11 protein-coding genes are annotated in these 17,567 nt (G+C 52.8%); 9 read left to right on the top strand and 2 right to left on the bottom strand.

The window, feature by feature from the left end; all coding sequences use genetic code 11:
- Positions 1-19: 19 nt before the first annotated feature.
- Positions 20-1,375 carry an aromatic amino acid transporter AroP gene (gene aroP / locus C1N58_RS14260; protein ID WP_394549892.1) on the bottom strand — a complete coding sequence of 452 codons (1,356 nt, stop codon included), beginning with the start codon at positions 1,373-1,375 and terminating at the stop codon, positions 20-22.
- Positions 1,376-1,886: 511 nt separating this feature from the next.
- On the opposite strand from aroP, the gene pdhR reads away from it, so the two are divergent.
- The 4 genes from pdhR (at position 1,887) to lpdA (ending at position 9,037) form a co-directional block, all read left to right on the top strand.
- A complete protein-coding gene (pdhR, locus tag C1N58_RS14255) occupies positions 1,887-2,651 on the top strand; it encodes a pyruvate dehydrogenase complex transcriptional repressor PdhR (protein ID WP_033740273.1) in 765 nt (254 codons plus the stop codon).
- A gap of 102 nt (positions 2,652-2,753) precedes the next feature.
- Positions 2,754-5,420 (top strand): pyruvate dehydrogenase (acetyl-transferring), homodimeric type, encoded by a 2,667-nt coding sequence (gene aceE, locus C1N58_RS14250; RefSeq protein ID WP_033740274.1) that lies wholly within the window; start codon positions 2,754-2,756, stop codon positions 5,418-5,420.
- A 14-nt stretch (positions 5,421-5,434) separates the two neighbouring features.
- Positions 5,435-7,330: a pyruvate dehydrogenase complex dihydrolipoyllysine-residue acetyltransferase gene (gene aceF, locus C1N58_RS14245; protein ID WP_394549891.1), complete on the top strand. Its 1,896-nt coding sequence runs from the start codon at positions 5,435-5,437 to the stop codon at positions 7,328-7,330.
- A gap of 282 nt (positions 7,331-7,612) precedes the next feature.
- A complete protein-coding gene (lpdA, locus tag C1N58_RS14240) occupies positions 7,613-9,037 on the top strand; it encodes a dihydrolipoyl dehydrogenase (protein WP_028724707.1) in 1,425 nt (474 codons plus the stop codon).
- A gap of 616 nt (positions 9,038-9,653) precedes the next feature.
- On the opposite strand, the gene C1N58_RS14235 is transcribed toward lpdA, so the two are convergent.
- Positions 9,654-10,574 carry a LysR family transcriptional regulator gene (locus C1N58_RS14235; protein ID WP_058702052.1) on the bottom strand — a complete coding sequence of 307 codons (921 nt, stop codon included), beginning with the start codon at positions 10,572-10,574 and terminating at the stop codon, positions 9,654-9,656.
- 97 nt (positions 10,575-10,671) lie between these two features.
- Here C1N58_RS14235 and C1N58_RS14230 point away from each other — a divergent pair, with 97 nt between their 5' ends.
- The 5 genes from C1N58_RS14230 to C1N58_RS14210 all read left to right on the top strand — a co-directional run bounded on the left by C1N58_RS14230 (position 10,672) and on the right by C1N58_RS14210 (position 17,021).
- Positions 10,672-11,670: an aldo/keto reductase gene (locus C1N58_RS14230; protein ID WP_006117706.1), complete on the top strand. Its 999-nt coding sequence runs from the start codon at positions 10,672-10,674 to the stop codon at positions 11,668-11,670.
- A 245-nt stretch (positions 11,671-11,915) separates the two neighbouring features.
- Positions 11,916-14,513, top strand: a complete 2,598-nt coding sequence (gene acnB / locus C1N58_RS14225; protein ID WP_394564260.1) for a bifunctional aconitate hydratase 2/2-methylisocitrate dehydratase — start codon at positions 11,916-11,918, stop codon at positions 14,511-14,513.
- A 159-nt stretch (positions 14,514-14,672) separates the two neighbouring features.
- Positions 14,673-15,035, top strand: a complete 363-nt coding sequence (yacL, locus tag C1N58_RS14220; protein WP_289367853.1) for a protein YacL — start codon at positions 14,673-14,675, stop codon at positions 15,033-15,035.
- 150 nt (positions 15,036-15,185) lie between these two features.
- On the top strand, positions 15,186-15,713 hold the full coding sequence (locus C1N58_RS14215) for a 2-keto-3-deoxygluconate permease (RefSeq protein WP_394564259.1): 528 nt from the start codon (positions 15,186-15,188) through the stop codon (positions 15,711-15,713).
- A gap of 39 nt (positions 15,714-15,752) precedes the next feature.
- On the top strand, positions 15,753-17,021 hold the full coding sequence (locus tag C1N58_RS14210; protein WP_394564258.1) for a D-threonate kinase: 1,269 nt from the start codon (positions 15,753-15,755) through the stop codon (positions 17,019-17,021).
- Positions 17,022-17,567 lie beyond the last annotated feature (546 nt).

Genomic DNA, 17,567 nt, shown 5'->3' with positions numbered 1-17,567 from the left:
CGGCGGGCAGGCAATGTCGTCAGGCTTTTTGCGTCTTATTCTTGATGAAATAGCCAATAGCCAGGATGAACAGCCAGACAGGAATGAGCCATACGGAAATGGCCATGCCTGGCGTCATCGCCATCAGGACCAGGATGCCAGCCAGGAAGATCAGGCAAACCCAGTTACCCAGAGGGTACAGTACCGCTTTGAAACGGGTGGTAACGCCCTGCTGGTTTTTCTTTTTACGGAATTTCAGGTGCGCCAGGCTAATCATCGCCCAGTTGATGACCAGCGCAGACACGACCAGCGACATCAGCAGACCAAACGCTTCGCCCGGCATCAGGAAGTTCAGCAGCACGCACAGCGCGGTGGCGACGGCTGACACCAGAATACTCATCACGGGCACACCGCGGCGGTCCACGTTCAGCAGCGCTTTTGGCGCATTCCCCTGCTGTGCCAGACCAAACAACATGCGGCTGTTACAGTAAACGCAGCTGTTATAGACCGACAGTGCGGCGGTGAGGATCACCACGTTCAGTGCATTGGCAACCATGGCATCGCCCAGTTCGTGGAAGATAAACACAAAGGGGCTGGTATCTTCAGTCACGCGCGTCCACGGCATTAATGACAGCAGCACTGCCAGCGAGCCGATATAGAAAATCAGGATCCGCCACAGCACCTGGTTGGTGGCTTTTGGAATCGTGGTTTCAGGATTGTCCGCTTCTGCCGCCGTAATCCCGACCAGTTCCAGACCGCCAAAGGAGAACATGATAATCGCCATAACCATCACCAGCCCACCGAGGCCATTCGGCATAAAGCCGCCGTGTTCCCACAGGTTACGCACGGTTGCCTGCGGCCCACCGGTACCACTGAACAGTAACCAGCCGCCAAACAGGATCATCGCAATCACCGCGATAACTTTAATAATGGCAAACCAGAACTCCATTTCACCAAACACTTTAACGTTCGTCAGGTTAATGGCATTAATCAGCACGAAGAAGATAGCGGCTGATGCCCAGGTGGGAAAATCGGGCGCCCAGAACTGAATGTATTTACCGACGGCACTCAGCTCCGCCATGGCGACCAGCACATACAGCACCCAGTAGTTCCAGCCAGAGGCGAAACCGGCAAAATTTCCCCAGTATTTATAGGCAAAGTGGCTGAAGCTCCCGGCAACGGGCTCCTCGACCACCATTTCACCCAACTGACGCATGATAAGAAAGGCGATAAACCCGGCAATCGCATAGCCTAAAATAACGGCGGGACCTGCGGATTTGATGACCGACGCGCTGCCCAGAAACAGGCCGGTTCCCACTGCACCGCCCAAGGCGATCAACTGTATATGGCGATTTTTTAAACCGCGCTTCAGCGATTCACCGTGCTGTTGTTCCATACACACCTCATGATGTTGTTATTCTTCGCTTCAGAATGTGCTGACTGTAAAGAATTAAATACACTTAAGAATGATGTTTTTAAGGTGTCAGACTTGCGTAATGCCGCCAGCTGTAACCTGACCAACAGAATAGTGATAAGCGCAGGGCTTTGCACCTGCTTTCGCCAGCCCCGGTACGAGTTGGCTTAAAAAGAATCAAACGGTCTGCCGTCTTATTTACCCCCGATGAGAAAAACGGCAGCAAACCGCGCTGACCAGGCGCTGATGGCTAAATCGGTTTAGTCATACATGCTGTGTAATTTTTGGTAAAGGTTAAAAAAATTAACGTCCAGGTATGGCCTGATTCCCCACTTTTATCTCTGGATTTAACGCGCGCATCCCGCATTCCTTCACCGAAGTGTCACAGATGCCGTATAGACACAAGGTGAATACTTTGTTACTTTACGGGCACCTTTTTTGAATTGGTATTACCAATTTACTTTGTTTGACCGGCATACTTTAAGAAGGGAAGATGGCTTATAGCAAGATTCGTCAACCCAAACTCTCCGATGCGATTGAGCAGCAACTGGAATCCCTCATTATGGAAGGGACGCTGCAGCCGGGAGAGAAGTTGCTCCCCGAGCGCGAACTCGCCAAACAATTCGATGTTTCACGTCCGTCTCTCCGTGAGGCAATCCAGCGATTAGAAGCGAAAGGATTGTTATTACGCCGTCAGGGCGGCGGAACATTCGTACAAAAACATCTCTGGCAGAGCATGAGCGATCCACTCGTAGAGCTACTCGCCGAACATCCGGAATCTCAGTTTGATCTGCTGGAAACGCGCCACGCTTTAGAAGGCATTGCGGCTTACTATGCGGCACTGCGTGGCACAGAAGAAGATTTGCAGCGTATTCGCGACTGTCATCTTCATATCCAACAGGCGCAGGACAGCGGCGATCTCGACGCTGAAGCAGACGCAGTGATGAAGTATCAGATCGCTGTCACAGAAGCGGCCCATAATGTCGTGCTTTTGCATTTGCTACGATCAATGGGCCCTATGCTGGAACAGAATGTCCGACAGAATTTTGAATTGCTCTACTCTCGCCGGGAAATGCTGGCGAAAGTGAGCGGTCACCGCGCCAGAATTTTTGAGGCGATTGTGGCTCGTGAGCCAGAACAAGCACGCGAGGCATCACACCGTCACCTGGCGTTCATTGAGGAAATCTTGCTGGACAGAAGTCGGGAGCAGAGCCGTCGAGAACGCTCCCTACGTCGTTTACAGCAACGTAAGGAATAACGCGCGGCAAAGATCGTGCGGACATGTGCGACGAGCCTGTCTCCCTGACGTTAACAGGCTCCCGATTTTTCAACGTATTAGACACAGATAAGGAATACCCCCATGTCAGAACGTTTACACAATGACGTGGATCCGATTGAAACTCGTGACTGGCTACAGGCGATCGAATCGGTCATCCGTGAAGAAGGTGTTGAACGTGCACAGTATCTGATTGATCAGGTGCTGAGTGCAGCCCGTAAAGGCGGTGTGAAAGTTGCTGGCGGTGCTGCCGCTATCAGTAACTATATCAACTCTATTGCCGTTGAAGATGAACCGGAATATCCGGGCAACACCTCACTTGAACGTCGTATCCGATCCGCTATCCGCTGGAACGCCATCATGTCGGTGTTGCGCGCATCGAAGAAAGATCTGGAGCTTGGCGGCCACATGTCCTCCTTCCAGTCTTCTGCCACTATCTATGAAGTGTGTTTTAACCACTTCTTCCGCGCGCGCAGTGAGAAAGATGGCGGCGATCTGGTGTACTTTCAGGGCCACATTTCTCCGGGTATCTATGCCCGTGCTTTCCTGGAAGGCCGTCTGACCGAAGAGCAGATGAATAACTTCCGTCAGGAAGTCGATGGCAAAGGCCTGTCTTCTTATCCGCATCCAAAACTGATGCCGGAGTTCTGGCAGTTCCCGACCGTTTCAATGGGCCTGGGCCCACTCAACGCTATCTATCAGGCTAAGTTCCTGAAGTACCTGGAACACCGTGGTCTGAAAGACACCTCTGGCCAGACCGTTTACGCGTTCCTGGGCGACGGCGAGATGGATGAACCAGAATCCAAAGGTGCGATCACTATCGCGACCCGTGAAAAACTGGATAACCTGGTCTTTATCATCAACTGTAACCTGCAGCGTCTGGATGGACCGGTCACCGGTAACGGTAAGATCATCAACGAGCTGGAAGGCATTTTTGCCGGTGCTGGCTGGGAAGTGATCAAGGTTATCTGGGGCGGTCGTTGGGATGAACTGCTGCGCAATGACACCAGCGGTAAACTGATCCAGCTGATGAATGAAACCGTCGACGGCGACTACCAGACGTTTAAATCGCGTGATGGTGCCTACGTGCGTGAGCACTTCTTCGGTAAATATCCGGAAACCGCTGCGCTGGTGAAAGACTGGTCAGACGATGAGATTTGGTCACTGAACCGTGGTGGTCACGATCCGAAGAAAATTTACGCGGCACTGAAAAAAGCGCAGGACACCAAAGGCAAGCCGGTTCTGATTCTGGCTCATACCATCAAAGGTTACGGTATGGGTGACACCGCAGAAGGCAAGAACATCGCGCACCAGGTGAAGAAGATGAACATGGATGGCGTACGCTATATCCGTGATCGTTTCAACGTGCCGGTCGAAGACGACAAAATTGAGTCGCTGCCTTACATCACCTTTGAGAAAGGCTCCGAAGAGTACAACTACCTGCATGGTCAGCGCGAGAAATTAGGCGGTTACCTGCCTTCACGTCAGCCTAACTTCACGGAAAAGCTGGAAATGCCGGCGCTGGAAGAGTTCAGTGCGCTGCTGGAAGAGCAGAACAAAGAGATCTCTACCACCATCGCGTTTGTGCGTGCGCTGAATGTGATGCTGAAGAACAAGTCGATTAAAGATCGTCTGGTGCCGATTCTTGCCGATGAAGCCCGTACCTTTGGTATGGAAGGCCTGTTCCGTCAGATTGGTATCTACAGCCCGAACGGTCAGCAGTACACGCCGCAGGACCGCGAGCAGGTGGCTTACTATAAAGAAGACGAGAAAGGTCAGATTCTGCAGGAAGGGATCAACGAGCTGGGCGCAGGATCGTCCTGGCTGGCGGCGGCGACCTCTTACAGCACTAACAACCTGCCGATGATTCCGTTCTACATCTATTATTCGATGTTTGGCTTCCAGCGCATTGGTGATTTGATGTGGCTGGCGGGTGACCAGCAGGCGCGCGGCTTCCTGGTCGGCGGTACCTCAGGCCGTACTACGCTAAATGGTGAAGGTCTGCAGCATGAAGATGGTCACAGCCATATTCAGTCACTGACCATTCCAAACTGTATCTCCTACGATCCAGCGTATGCCTACGAAGTGGCTGTCATCATGCACGACGGTCTGGTACGCATGTACGGTGAAGCGCAGGAAAACATTTATTATTACATCACTACGCTGAACGAAAACTACCACATGCCAGCGATGCCGAAAGGTGCCGAAGAAGGTATCCGTAAAGGTATCTACAAGCTGGAAACCGTAGACGGTAGCAAAGGTAAAGTTCAGCTGTTGGGTTCAGGTTCTATCCTGCGCCATGTGCGTGAAGCCGCGCAGATCCTGTCGGCTGATTACGGCATCGGTTCGGACGTTTACAGCGTCACCTCGTTCACCGAACTGGCCCGCGATGGTCAGGATTGTGAGCGCTGGAACATGCTGCATCCGACAGAAGCGCCGCGTGTGCCTTACATCGCTCAGGTGATGAACGAAGCACCCGCTGTCGCATCAACCGACTACATGAAGCTGTTTGCTGAGCAGGTTCGCAGCTACGTGCCTTCAAGCGATTACCGTGTGCTGGGCACCGACGGCTTTGGCCGCTCTGACAGCCGTGAAAATCTGCGTCACCACTTTGAAGTGGATGCAGCATACGTTGTGGTAGCCGCGCTGGGTGAACTGGCTAAACGTGGCGAAATCGATAAGAAAGTCGTGGCGGATGCGATCGTGAAGTTCAAGATCGATGCCGATAAAGTTAACCCGCGTCTGGCTTAAGAGGTAACAGAGTAATGGCTATTGAAATCAAGGTACCGGATATCGGGTCAGACGAAGTTGAAGTCACCGAAATTCTGGTCAAGGTTGGCGATAAGGTGGAAGCCGAGCAGTCGCTGATCACTGTAGAAGGCGATAAAGCTTCTATGGAAGTGCCTTCGCCGCAGGCCGGCGTAGTAAAAGAGATCAAAATCGCAACCGGTGACAAAGTGGAAACCGGCTCGCTGATCATGATGTTTGACGCAGAAGGTGCTGCTGAAGCGGCACCGGCGCCAGCTCAAGAGAAAAAAGCTGAGGCCGCCCCTGCCGCCGCTGCGTCTGCCAGCGCCAGCAAAGACGTTAACGTACCGGATATCGGTGGTGACGAAGTCGAAGTCACCGAAATTCTGGTGAAAGTGGGCGACAAAGTTGAAGCTGAACAATCGCTGATCGTCGTTGAAGGCGACAAAGCCTCAATGGAAGTCCCGGCACCGTTCGCGGGCGTGGTGAAAGCGATTAAAATCGCCACCGGCGATAAAGTGAATACCGGCTCTCACATCATGGTCTTTGAAACAGAGGGTGCTGCACCGGCTGCTGATGCGAAGCCAGAAGTGAAAGAAGAGGCTGCGACGGCACCCGCTGCGGCCGCAGGGGCAAAAGACGTTAACGTACCTGACATCGGCGGCGACGAAGTTGAAGTCACCGAAGTGCTGGTGAAGGTCGGCGATAAAGTCGAGGCTGAGCAGTCACTGATTGTAGTGGAAGGCGATAAGGCGTCGATGGAAGTTCCGGCACCGTTCGCGGGCACCGTCAAAGAACTGAAAGTCGCGACGGGCGATAAAGTCAGCACCGGTTCGCTGATCATGGTGTTTGAAGTGGAAGGCGCTGCCCCTGCCGCGGCACCGGCGGCTAAGAAAGAGTCGGCCCCTGCACCTGCGGCGGCGGAATCTCAGCCTGCCGCAGCCCCTGCACCAAAAGCAGACAGCAAAGGCGAGTTTGCTGAGAATGAAGCCTATGTCCACGCCACGCCGGTGATTCGTCGGCTGGCGCGTGAATTTGGCGTTAACCTGGCGAAGGTGAAAGGCACAGGACGCAAAGGCCGTATCCTGAAAGAAGACGTTCAGGCTTACGTGAAAGATGCAGTGAAACGCGCAGAGGCTGCGCCAGCCGCAGCCAGCGGTGGCGGATTGCCGGGCATGCTGCCATGGCCGAAAGTTGACTTCAGTAAGTTCGGTGAAGTTGAAGAAGTGGAACTGGGCCGTATCCAGAAAATCTCGGGTGCCAACCTGAGCCGTAACTGGGTGATGATCCCACACGTAACCCACTTTGATAAAACCGATATTACCGATCTGGAAGCTTTCCGTAAGCAGCAGAACGCCGAAGCCGAGAAGCGCAAACTGGACGTGAAATACACGCCAGTGGTTTTCATCATGAAAGCTGTCGCTGCAGCGCTTGAGCAGATGCCACGTTTCAACAGCTCCCTGTCTGAAGACGCGCAGAAGCTGACGTTGAAAAAATACATCAACATCGGCGTGGCGGTCGATACGCCAAATGGTCTGGTCGTTCCGGTCTTTAAAGACGTGAACAAGAAGGGCATCACCGAGCTGTCTCGTGAGCTGATGGCGGTCTCTAAAAAGGCGCGCGATGGCAAACTGACCGCAGGCGATATGCAGGGCGGTTGTTTCACCATCTCCAGCCTGGGCGGCCTGGGCACCACGCACTTTGCGCCGATTGTTAACGCGCCGGAAGTGGCCATCCTTGGCGTGTCCAAATCCGCAATGGAGCCTGTATGGAACGGTAAAGAGTTTGCACCACGTCTGATGATGCCGATCTCTCTGTCCTTCGATCACCGTGTTATCGACGGTGCGGATGGTGCACGTTTCATTACTATTATTGGCAATATGCTGTCAGACATTCGTCGTCTGGTTATGTAAAAAGCGCAAAAGGCCGGCAAATGCCGGCCTTTTTGTAACATTCAGGGCACCGCTGTTGGCAGTTTATTAACAATTCTGTAAACTCTTGCGGTGAACATGTCCCGGTGGAATAAGGACATTATGAGCCTATTCCATTAGGCATAATTGGCGCAGTCAGATTGAGTCACGGCAGGCAAATCCGATAGGGGAATGTTTGCAGCAGCAGACGCAATATGGCCAGTTAACTAGCCTAATGGGATAGGCTCAGCGTCTGACCCGCCGGAAATCCAATAAGAGGTCATGATGAGTACAGAGATTAAAACTCAGGTCGTGGTACTTGGGGCAGGTCCTGCAGGTTACTCTGCAGCTTTTCGTTGCGCTGACTTAGGTCTGGAAACCGTACTGGTTGAGCGCTACAGCACCCTCGGTGGTGTCTGTCTTAACGTAGGCTGTATCCCGTCTAAAGCGCTGCTGCACGTTGCTAAAGTGATTGAAGAAGCGAAAGCGCTTGAAGAACACGGCATTGTGTTTGGTCAGCCGCAAACGGATATCAACAAAATCCGTAGCTGGAAAGAGAAGGTGATTAACCAACTGACCGGTGGCCTGTCTGGCATGGCGAAAGGGCGTAAAGTGAAAGTGGTTAATGGCCTGGGCAAATTTACCGGTGCCAATACGCTGGTGGTCGAAGGTGAAGGTGGCGCAACCACTATTAACTTCGATAACGCCATTATCGCTGCAGGTTCACGTCCTATCGAACTGCCGTTCATTCCTCATGAAGATCCTCGTGTATGGGATTCCACTGACGCGCTGGAACTGAAAGAAGTGCCTAAGCGTCTGCTGGTTATGGGTGGCGGAATCATCGGTCTGGAAATGGCTACCGTTTACCATGCGCTGGGTTCAGAGATCGACGTGGTCGAGATGTTTGACCAGGTTATCCCGGCGGCCGATAAAGACGTGGTTAAAGTCTTTACCAAACGTATCAGCAAGAAATTTAACCTGATGCTGGAAACCAAGGTTACCGCCGTAGAAGCCAAGGACGACGGTATCTATGTTTCGATGGAAGGCAAAAAAGCGCCGGGCGAAGCTCAGCGTTATGATGCGGTTCTGGTTGCGATTGGTCGTGTACCGAACGGTAAAGGCCTGGATGCTGACAAAGCCGGTGTCGAAGTTGACGATCGCGGCTTCATCCGCGTTGACAAGCAGATGCGCACCAATGTGCCACACATTTATGCGATCGGCGACATTGTAGGTCAGCCAATGCTGGCACACAAAGGCGTGCATGAAGGCCATGTTGCGGCAGAAGTCATTTCAGGTCTGAAACACTACTTCGATCCGAAAGTGATTCCTTCCATTGCCTATACTGAGCCAGAAGTTGCCTGGGTCGGTCTGACTGAGAAAGAAGCGAAAGAGAAAGGCATCAGCTATGAAACCGCCACGTTCCCGTGGGCGGCATCAGGCCGTGCGATTGCTTCTGACTGTGCAGATGGCATCACCAAACTGATTTTCGACAAAGAGACCCATCGTGTTATCGGTGGTGCCATTGTCGGAACGAACGGCGGTGAACTGCTGGGTGAAATCGGTCTGGCCATTGAAATGGGCTGTGACGCAGAAGATATTGCGCTGACCATTCATGCGCACCCAACCCTGCATGAATCCGTAGGACTGGCGGCTGAAATTTTTGAAGGCAGCATCACCGATCTGCCTAACGCGAAAGCGAAGAAGAAATAAGTCTCAGGACAGTCATAGCGGCCCCTTATGGGGCCGTTTTTTTATGCTGATTATTATCGAATAAGAAAATCAATAAAGGAAAGGGCGCCTGCGCTAACACATTTACACTGGCATATAGGGCGGAGTAAACTCCGCCACTAACGAAGTTTTACTGCCTGGTTTCGTAATTCAAGACAGCCGAAAGTTCAGCACTCATTATTCTGAGGCGAAGCTCACATAATGAACCTCGGTTTGATAAACTCAATCCTAAGAGAATTAACCCGCTAATAACAAGTAAACCGTATTTCGACTTCATGGTGGCACCTCTCTTGATTTTCATCGAGCGAGGGGCTACCCTGACAGTGTTGAGGTGTTAGGGTAGTGACCTCCGCTCGCATTAGTTGACTGATTAATGTGAGCGGTTCCTTCCTCTTTCCACCTCAGGTTCTTACCCAAAGCAGAAAGCTTCAGGCGCCCAACCGCAGTCTACGCATTTATTATCTTACTGTCCCCTGGTTTTTTATTTTTTCATAATGCTAATTAATAAAAATTTCTGTCTTTTATATTTTAAATGTTATTTGTGCTGATTCTTTCATGACTATTTTAAAATAATTATTTCTCGGTTCTTATATTGCTGTTAATTTTGATGGTTGATCACTTCGTTATTATTAACACGTAACCAGTCAATAAAATGACGTAATGGTGCAGAGACATAACGCCTGCCAGGATAGTAGAGCCAGAAGCCATCGGCATTCTCCGTATAGTGACTTAACAGCTCAACGAGTGAGCCACTTCGCAGACTGGCACTGACCACGGCCTCCTGCAGAAAAGCAATCCCTGCTCCCGCAAGGGCGGCCTGCAATATTCGTTCGTTGTTGTCCAGCACCAGAGAGCCACTGACGGCGACTTCCCGCTTTTTCCCTGCGTGCATGAATTCCCAGCGATAGCGTTGCCCGCTCGGGAAACGCCGCTCAATGCAGGGAAACTGCAGCAGATCGTCCGGTGTTTGCGGGGCACCATGACGTTCGATAAACGCCGGGCTTGCGACAACCAGTGTACGCATTGCCGGGCCAAAGGGCAGGGCGATCATATCCTGCGCCAGCACATCACCGTAGCGAATGCCTGCATCAAAACCGGCTTCAAGGATATCCACCAGCGCATCGTTACTGTCAATTTCCAGCGTAATGTCCGGATAGCGCTGGAGAAAGGGCAGGATCAGGCTGTCAAAAAACAGCGCTTCTGCAGAGCGGGGCATATTGAGTTTCAGCGTACCGTGAGGCCGGGCTCGCCAGTCGTTAAGTTCATCCACGGCCTGCGATAAATCGAGTAAGGCAGGCTGAATGCGCTGCAGAAAATGTTGTCCAGCCTCGGTCAGTGAGACACTGCGCGTCGTGCGGTTGAGCAATCTCACCCCTAGCCGTTGCTCAAAATGGCGCATGGCGTGGCTCAACGCAGACGGCGTCACGTTGCGTGCCTGTGCGGCTTTGCGGAAGCTCCGGTGGTGCGCAATGGCGCTGAACATTTCCAGTTCCTGCAGGGTGGCCCGCGAAAGTGTCATTGATGAATTTTCCTCACTGAATGGGCAAGAATAGCGCAATTGTTGTTGGTATTGATGAGGATTATAACAATAACACCGCAACAAAGAGGAAAACATCATGCAACAACGTCAATTGGGTAATCAGGGATTACGCGTTTCAGCACTGGGACTCGGCTGTATGGGCATGACCTTCGCCTATGGCAATCATGATGAGCAGCAGGCATTAAATACGCTGTCGCGCGCGTTTGAACTGGGCATCAACTTTCTGGATACCGCCGAAATCTACGGTCCCTTTACCAACGAGGTGCTCATCGCTAAAGCCCTTAAAGGCCGCCGCGACAATATCACGGTGGCCACAAAATTTGGTTTTGCGATTACTGGCGAAGGTCAGGGCTGGGAAAAGATGACGGGCGTTAACAGCCAGCCTCAGCATATTCGCCGTGCAGTCGAAGGATCGTTAACCCGTTTGGGGACCGATCATATCGATCTGCTTTACCAGCACCGTTTTGATCCGAGCGTACCGATTGAAGACGTGATTGGCACGATGGCGGATCTGATTAAAGAGGGAAAAGCCCGCTATATTGGGTTGTCTGAAGTCTCATCTGCTACGCTGCGGCGCGCCTGTGCCGTCCATCCCGTCTCTGCCTTACAAAGCGAATACTCACTCTGGACCCGCGATCCCGAGCAGGACATTCTGGCGACCTGTCGTGAACTGAATGTCGGTTTTGTGCCTTACAGTCCGTTGGGCCGGGGCTTCCTGACGGGCAAACTGACGTCCGTGGACGCGCTGGATCCGCATGACTTCCGCCGCAGTTTGCCGCGTTTTCAGGAGCAGGCACAGGAACATAACCAAAAGTTAGTCGCGCAGCTCACTGAGATGGCACACAGTTATGGTATTACTGCGGCACAACTGGCGCTGGCATGGGTCATGGCGAAGGGAGAAGATATTGTGCCGATTCCGGGAGCGAGCAAGGTCCATCATCTGGAAGAAAACTGTGCCGCAGCGAATGTCGTCCTGACAGGGGCGGACAGTGACACGCTGGACAGGCTCTTTGCGCCGCAAAACGTGCGGGGTGAACGCTATGCGGATGCAGAATATGGCATGATCGATCGTTAAGCTTACAGCGAAATGACTGGGTTAACCGGCAGGGCATTAAGCCCTGCGTTTTTTTCGTTTATCTCTGTTCAGGTAGCGCATTCTGCTGCAGAAAACCGCAATGTTGCTTTTTTGTAAACAGATTAACAAGCTGTTGAAATCCTGCTATGCTGCCCCACGCGGAACCGGGCACCTTACCCTACTCATGGAATGCGTTGTCATCAGGGTGCACCGGAAACCCATACAATGAGAGCGAGGAGAACGTCGTGCTAGAAGAATACCGTAAGCACGTTGCCGAGCGTGCTGCCCAAGGGATCGTACCTAAGCCATTAGATGCTTCCCAGATGGCCGCGCTGGTTGAACTGCTAAAAAATCCACCTGCGGGTGAAGAAGAATTTTTGACCGATTTGTTGGTCAACCGCGTACCACCCGGCGTCGATGAAGCGGCGTATGTTAAAGCAGGTTTCCTGGCTGCTGTCGCCAAAGGCGAAACAACCTCTCCTCTGGTATCTCCTGAAAAAGCCGTTGAACTGCTCGGTACCATGCAGGGCGGTTACAACATCCATCCTCTGATTGAAGCATTAGATGATGCGAAACTCGCGCCGATTGCGGCAAAAGCGCTTTCCCACACGTTGCTGATGTTTGACAGCTTTTACGACGTTGAAGAAAAAGCCAAAGCAGGCAACGCGCATGCGAAACAGGTGATGCAGTCATGGGCGGATGCCGAATGGTATCTGTCACGTCCAGAGCTGGCTGAAAAAATTACCGTAACGGTTTTCAAAGTCACTGGCGAAACCAATACAGACGATCTGTCTCCGGCACCGGATGCCTGGTCACGTCCTGATATCCCTCTGCATGCGCTGGCAATGCTGAAAAATGCCCGCGAAGGCATTGAGCCAGATGAGCCAGGCAACATCGGACCGATCAAACAAATTGAAGCGCTGCAGGCCAAAGGTTTCCCGCTGGCCTACGTCGGTGACGTTGTAGGCACCGGTTCATCACGTAAATCGGCGACCAACTCGGTGCTGTGGTTTATGGGCGATGACATTCCGAACGTGCCAAACAAAAAAGGCGGTGGCGTTGTGCTGGGTGGCAAGATTGCCCCTATCTTCTTCAACACCATGGAAGATGCAGGCGCGCTGCCGATTGAAGTGGATGTGAACAACCTGAATATGGGCGATGTCATTGATATCTACCCCTTCAAAGGTGAAGTCCGCAACCACGAAACCGGCGACCTGCTGGCCAGTTTTGAACTGAAAACCGACGTCCTGATCGATGAAGTCCGTGCTGGTGGTCGTATTCCCCTGATCATTGGCCGTGGCCTGACGACCAAAGCGCGCGAATCGCTGGGGCTGCCTGCCAGTACCGTGTTCCGTATCGCGAAAGACGTGGCTGAAAGCACACGTGGCTACTCGCTGGCACAGAAAATGGTGGGCCGTGCCTGTGGTGTTGACGGCATCCGTCCTGGTGCGTACTGCGAACCTAAGATGACCTCTGTGGGCTCACAGGATACTACCGGTCCAATGACCCGAGACGAATTGAAAGACCTGGCCTGCCTGGGCTTTTCGGCTGACCTGGTCATGCAGTCGTTCTGTCACACGGCGGCTTATCCTAAGCCGGTGGATGTGAACACTCACCATACGTTACCTGACTTCATCATGAACCGCGGCGGGGTTTCTCTGCGTCCGGGGGACGGGGTTATTCACTCCTGGCTGAACCGTATGCTGCTGCCGGATACCGTCGGAACAGGTGGCGATTCTCATACGCGTTTCCCTATCGGGATTTCGTTCCCGGCAGGCTCGGGCCTGGTCGCCTTTGCTGCGGCAACGGGCGTTATGCCGCTCGATATGCCGGAATCGGTGCTGGTACGTTTCAAAGGCAAAATGCAGCCTGGCATTACGCTGCGCGATCTGGTTCACGCCATTCCGCTGTATGCCATTAAGCAGGGCCTGCTGACCGTCGAGAAGAAAGGCAAGAAGAACATCTTCTCTGGCCGCATCCTTGAAATTGAAGGTCTGCCCGATCTGAAAGTTGAGCAGGCGTTCGAACTGACCGATGCGTCTGCAGAACGTTCTGCTGCGGGCTGTACCATTAAGCTGGATCAGGCGCCGATCAAAGAGTACCTGACCTCTAACATTGTTCTCTTGAAATGGATGATCTCGGAAGGCTACGGCGATCGTCGTACGCTGGAGCGCCGTATCGAAGGCATGGAGAAATGGCTGGCGGATCCACAGTTGCTTGAAGCCGACGCCGATGCGGAATATGCCGCGGTGATTGACATCGATCTGGCTGAGATCAAAGAGCCGATTCTGTGTGCGCCAAACGATCCGGACGATGCGCGTCTGCTGTCTGATGTGCAGGGCGAGAAGATTGATGAAGTCTTTATCGGCTCGTGCATGACCAATATCGGTCACTTCCGTGCGGCAGGTAAGTTGCTGGACAGCCATAAAGGCCAGTTACCAACCCGTCTGTGGGTCGCACCACCGACCAAAATGGACGCGGCTCAGCTGACAGAAGAAGGTTACTACAACGTATTTGGTAAGAGCGGTGCGCGTATTGAGATCCCGGGCTGTTCACTGTGCATGGGTAACCAGGCACGTGTGGCTGACGGCGCAACGGTGGTCTCGACGTCAACCCGTAACTTCCCGAACCGTCTGGGTACAGGGGCTAATGTCTATCTGGCCTCTGCGGAGCTGGCTGCCGTCTCATCGCTGTTAGGTAAACTGCCTACGCCAGATGAGTATCAGCAGTTCATGGCACAGGTTGATAAAACAGCCACTGACACCTATCGCTATCTCAACTTTGACCAGTTGAGTCAGTACACGGAAAAAGCAGACGGCGTGATTTTCCAGACTGCCGTCTGACAGGTGACGATCGTTCTGTATGAGAGGAGCGCCCCGGCGCTCCTCTTTTTTTATGCCTCAAAAGGGGCGTCCAGGGAATCTGGATAGGTGCGCTAAGCAGGTGCACGGCAATAAAAATAGCGGTATAACAGCGCGAGTAACTGACAAAGAGATAAGATCATGGAGTATGAATTTTTACGCGACATCACGGGCAAGGTAAAAGTGCGCATGTCGATGGGCCATGAAGCATTAGGCCACTGGTTTAATGAAGAAGTCGGGCATGACGCCAGCGTGCTGGATGAGGTTGAAGCCGAAGCCCAAAAACTTACAGGCAGTGAGCGCCAGTGGCAGCGCATCGGGCGCGAATATACGCTCTGGATGGATGATGAAGAGGTCATTGTCCGCGCGAATACATTGAATTTCGAAGGCGATGAGATGGAAGAGGGCATGAATTACTACGATGAAGAAAGCCTGTGCTTCTGCGGTAAGGAAGATTTCCTGGCCGTGATTGCCGCCTGGCAGCGATTTATGTCGGGCAAATGATTGAAAGCTTGTACACCGATCGCCATTTACCTCCTTTATTGATTGATAATGCTCAATTATCAGCGTTTTAATCTGAGATTCCCGCCGCATATTTTATTCTTGTGATTTAATATCATCATGGTGATTATAATTAATCAATAAGGTGGTGGTATGAAGATTAAGGAAACAATCGAAAAAGTGCCTGGCGGAATGATGATTACCCCGTTGGTGCTGGGGGCCGCCGCTAACACGCTGGCTCCCGACGCCTCAGGGACAGGGGGCTTTACGCCGGCACCGTTTAAAGAGGACGTGCCTGCGCTTATCGGTGTTTTTTTGTTATGCATGAGATCGGTTAAAGCGCTGCCCCAGGCGCGGGTTACGGGCGGCGGTATCACCGTGACGAAGCGTCCTGCTGCTGTCGCGCTGGGTCTGTCTGTCGATACGTTGTCTGGCCTTGAAGGCCGGTGGGGATTGTCATCCGTTGCGGTCATTGCGGCGATGGAGAACAGCAACGGCGGTCTTCATACGGTCCCGGCAGGGGCCGCCGCCAGGACAACTGCCGTCACGCCGGCTGCGCTGGCGCTGGCCGATCCGGCTCTGTCTTGTGTGGTCGCCGCGGCAACGCCGCTGATTGCGACATCGGTGATTGTCACCGCCCTTTTAACGCCGATGCTGACCTTCCTGGGTGGCAAAAGGTAATCAGCGACGGGCTGTCGCTTCATCTACGGAAAAATCACGATGAAAATGATCGTTATTGCCGACGACTTTACCGGTGCGAATGATACGGGCGTGCAACTGGCTAAAAAAGGGGCACGTACGGAAGTGATGCTGACGTCACAGCAAAAGCCCTCACGTCGCGCTGATGTGCTGGTGATTAACACAGACAGCCGGGCACTCAGCGCTGAGCAGGCGGCGGTTGCGGTGAAACAGGCGCTGTCTCCCTGGGTGCGCCCTGGGCAAAACAGCGTGCTGATCTATAAAAAAATCGACTCTACCTTTCGTGGCAATCCCGGCGCAGAGATTGCTGCCGCTATGGCCGCCAGCGGAACCACGCTGGCGATTGTCGCCGCAGCCATTCCGTCTGCGGGGCGCATGACGCGCAATGGTGAATGCTGGGTTCACCAGCGCCCGTTGCTGGAAACCGAGTTTGCCAGCGATCCGCGCACACCGATTATCTCCTCGCGTATCCGCACACTGATCGGCTTACAGACCGATCTGCCTGTCGGGGAGATGACGCTGGACGACGTCAGGCGTGGCGACCTCGCAGACCGGCTTGAAAACCTGCGCCAACAGCCCGCCAGCATCGTCATTATTGATGCAGAAAGCGATAACGATCTGGCCCTGATTGCCCGGGCTGCTCTCTCAATGGCTGCGCGCCCTTTGCTGGTTGGGGCGGCGGGACTGGCCAACGCGCTTCCGACCGACAGCTATATGGACAGCGATCAAACGCTTCCGGTTCTGGTGGTGGCGGGCTCGATGAGTGAAATGACCCGGCGTCAGGTAGCCCAGGCGCAACGTCTGGGGCGGGCTGACGTGGTCAGAATCGTGGTCGAAACCCTGCTTGCACCTGAGAAAGAGCAAAAAGAGATCGTAGAGCAGGCGTGCCAGATCCTTGCACAGAACAGGCACTGTGTTCTGCAGACCAGCAGCCACGGGGACGACCGTAACCAGATTGCAGCGCTGACCGGAAAATATGCATTGAGTCGCGAGGCGTTGGGCGAAACGCTGAGTCGGCGAATGGGGGATATCACCTTAGCGATCCTGGATCGTGCCCGTACGGGTGGGCTGTTCCTGACGGGCGGCGACATCGCGATCGCGGTGGCGAATGCTCTCGGCGCAGAAGGTTACCGTATCCACGGCGAAGTGGCGCCCTGTATCCCGTGTGGCACCTTCGTAAACAGTGACATCGATGATTTACCCGTTATCACTAAAGCAGGGGGATTCGGGACGGATGATACGCTCTGTGATGCGCTGCATTATATTGAGGAGCTGTATCTGAATGCGTAAACCTGAGCCTGCAGATGTGCAGGCCAGAATTGCGTTTCGACAGGATAAGTCAGGGGAAATTTGGAGGAATGATGAGAATAGCTGTGCCCTGTTTAATAAAGGGCGCGATATTCTCCATTATTAAAATATAATAAATCCTTACGTTCCCTGTTCGATGTGTAATGCTGTACTCCCCAATAGTGCTGTTACATTTCGTTACCTGAATGCAACTGCTCGCTTAAGTCAAATTTACTGTTCGGTAAAACGAAACAGGCTTCACTGTCCTTTTTGAATGCTTAATCTGTTTGATTTTTCAGTTTTTTATGGCCACGTGCACCGTGAGAACAGGGCGATAACAGGGATTATCATCCCCCCTGTTTTCTCGTTATTTCCGCTAACGCTAATTTAAATTGTAACGCAGTGGAAATTTCCGCGAGAGCGCTAATAATCAACTTAACATTGATGCGTTCACTTCTACGTCACTCACCGTTCGGTTGAGTGGTCAGGCTTTTCATTAAATTTATATGCCTGATTTATTAATGTGCCTTGCCATTATTCTCGTGAATT

This window comes from Pantoea sp. SGAir0180, from assembly GCF_043546245.1.
Note: the sequence above shows the minus strand (reverse complement) of the source record. Positions and strands in the feature narration are given on the sequence as shown.

Excerpts from the sequence above, each read along its gene's own strand:
- aceE (WP_033740274.1), top strand. The coding sequence starts at position 2,754 with ATGTCAGAACGTTTACACAATGACGTGGATCCGATTGAAACTCGTGAC.
- aroP (WP_394549892.1), bottom strand. The coding sequence starts at position 1,375 with ATGGAACAACAGCACGGTGAATCGCTGAAGCGCGGTTTAAAAAATCGC.
- aceF (WP_394549891.1), top strand. The coding sequence starts at position 5,435 with ATGGCTATTGAAATCAAGGTACCGGATATCGGGTCAGACGAAGTTGAA.
- lpdA (WP_028724707.1), top strand. The coding sequence starts at position 7,613 with ATGAGTACAGAGATTAAAACTCAGGTCGTGGTACTTGGGGCAGGTCCT.
- C1N58_RS14235 (WP_058702052.1), bottom strand. The coding sequence starts at position 10,574 with ATGACACTTTCGCGGGCCACCCTGCAGGAACTGGAAATGTTCAGCGCC.
- C1N58_RS14230 (WP_006117706.1), top strand. The coding sequence starts at position 10,672 with ATGCAACAACGTCAATTGGGTAATCAGGGATTACGCGTTTCAGCACTG.
- C1N58_RS14210 (WP_394564258.1), top strand. The coding sequence starts at position 15,753 with ATGAAAATGATCGTTATTGCCGACGACTTTACCGGTGCGAATGATACG.
- yacL (WP_289367853.1), top strand. The coding sequence starts at position 14,673 with ATGGAGTATGAATTTTTACGCGACATCACGGGCAAGGTAAAAGTGCGC.
- C1N58_RS14215 (WP_394564259.1), top strand. The coding sequence starts at position 15,186 with ATGAAGATTAAGGAAACAATCGAAAAAGTGCCTGGCGGAATGATGATT.
- pdhR (WP_033740273.1), top strand. The coding sequence starts at position 1,887 with ATGGCTTATAGCAAGATTCGTCAACCCAAACTCTCCGATGCGATTGAG.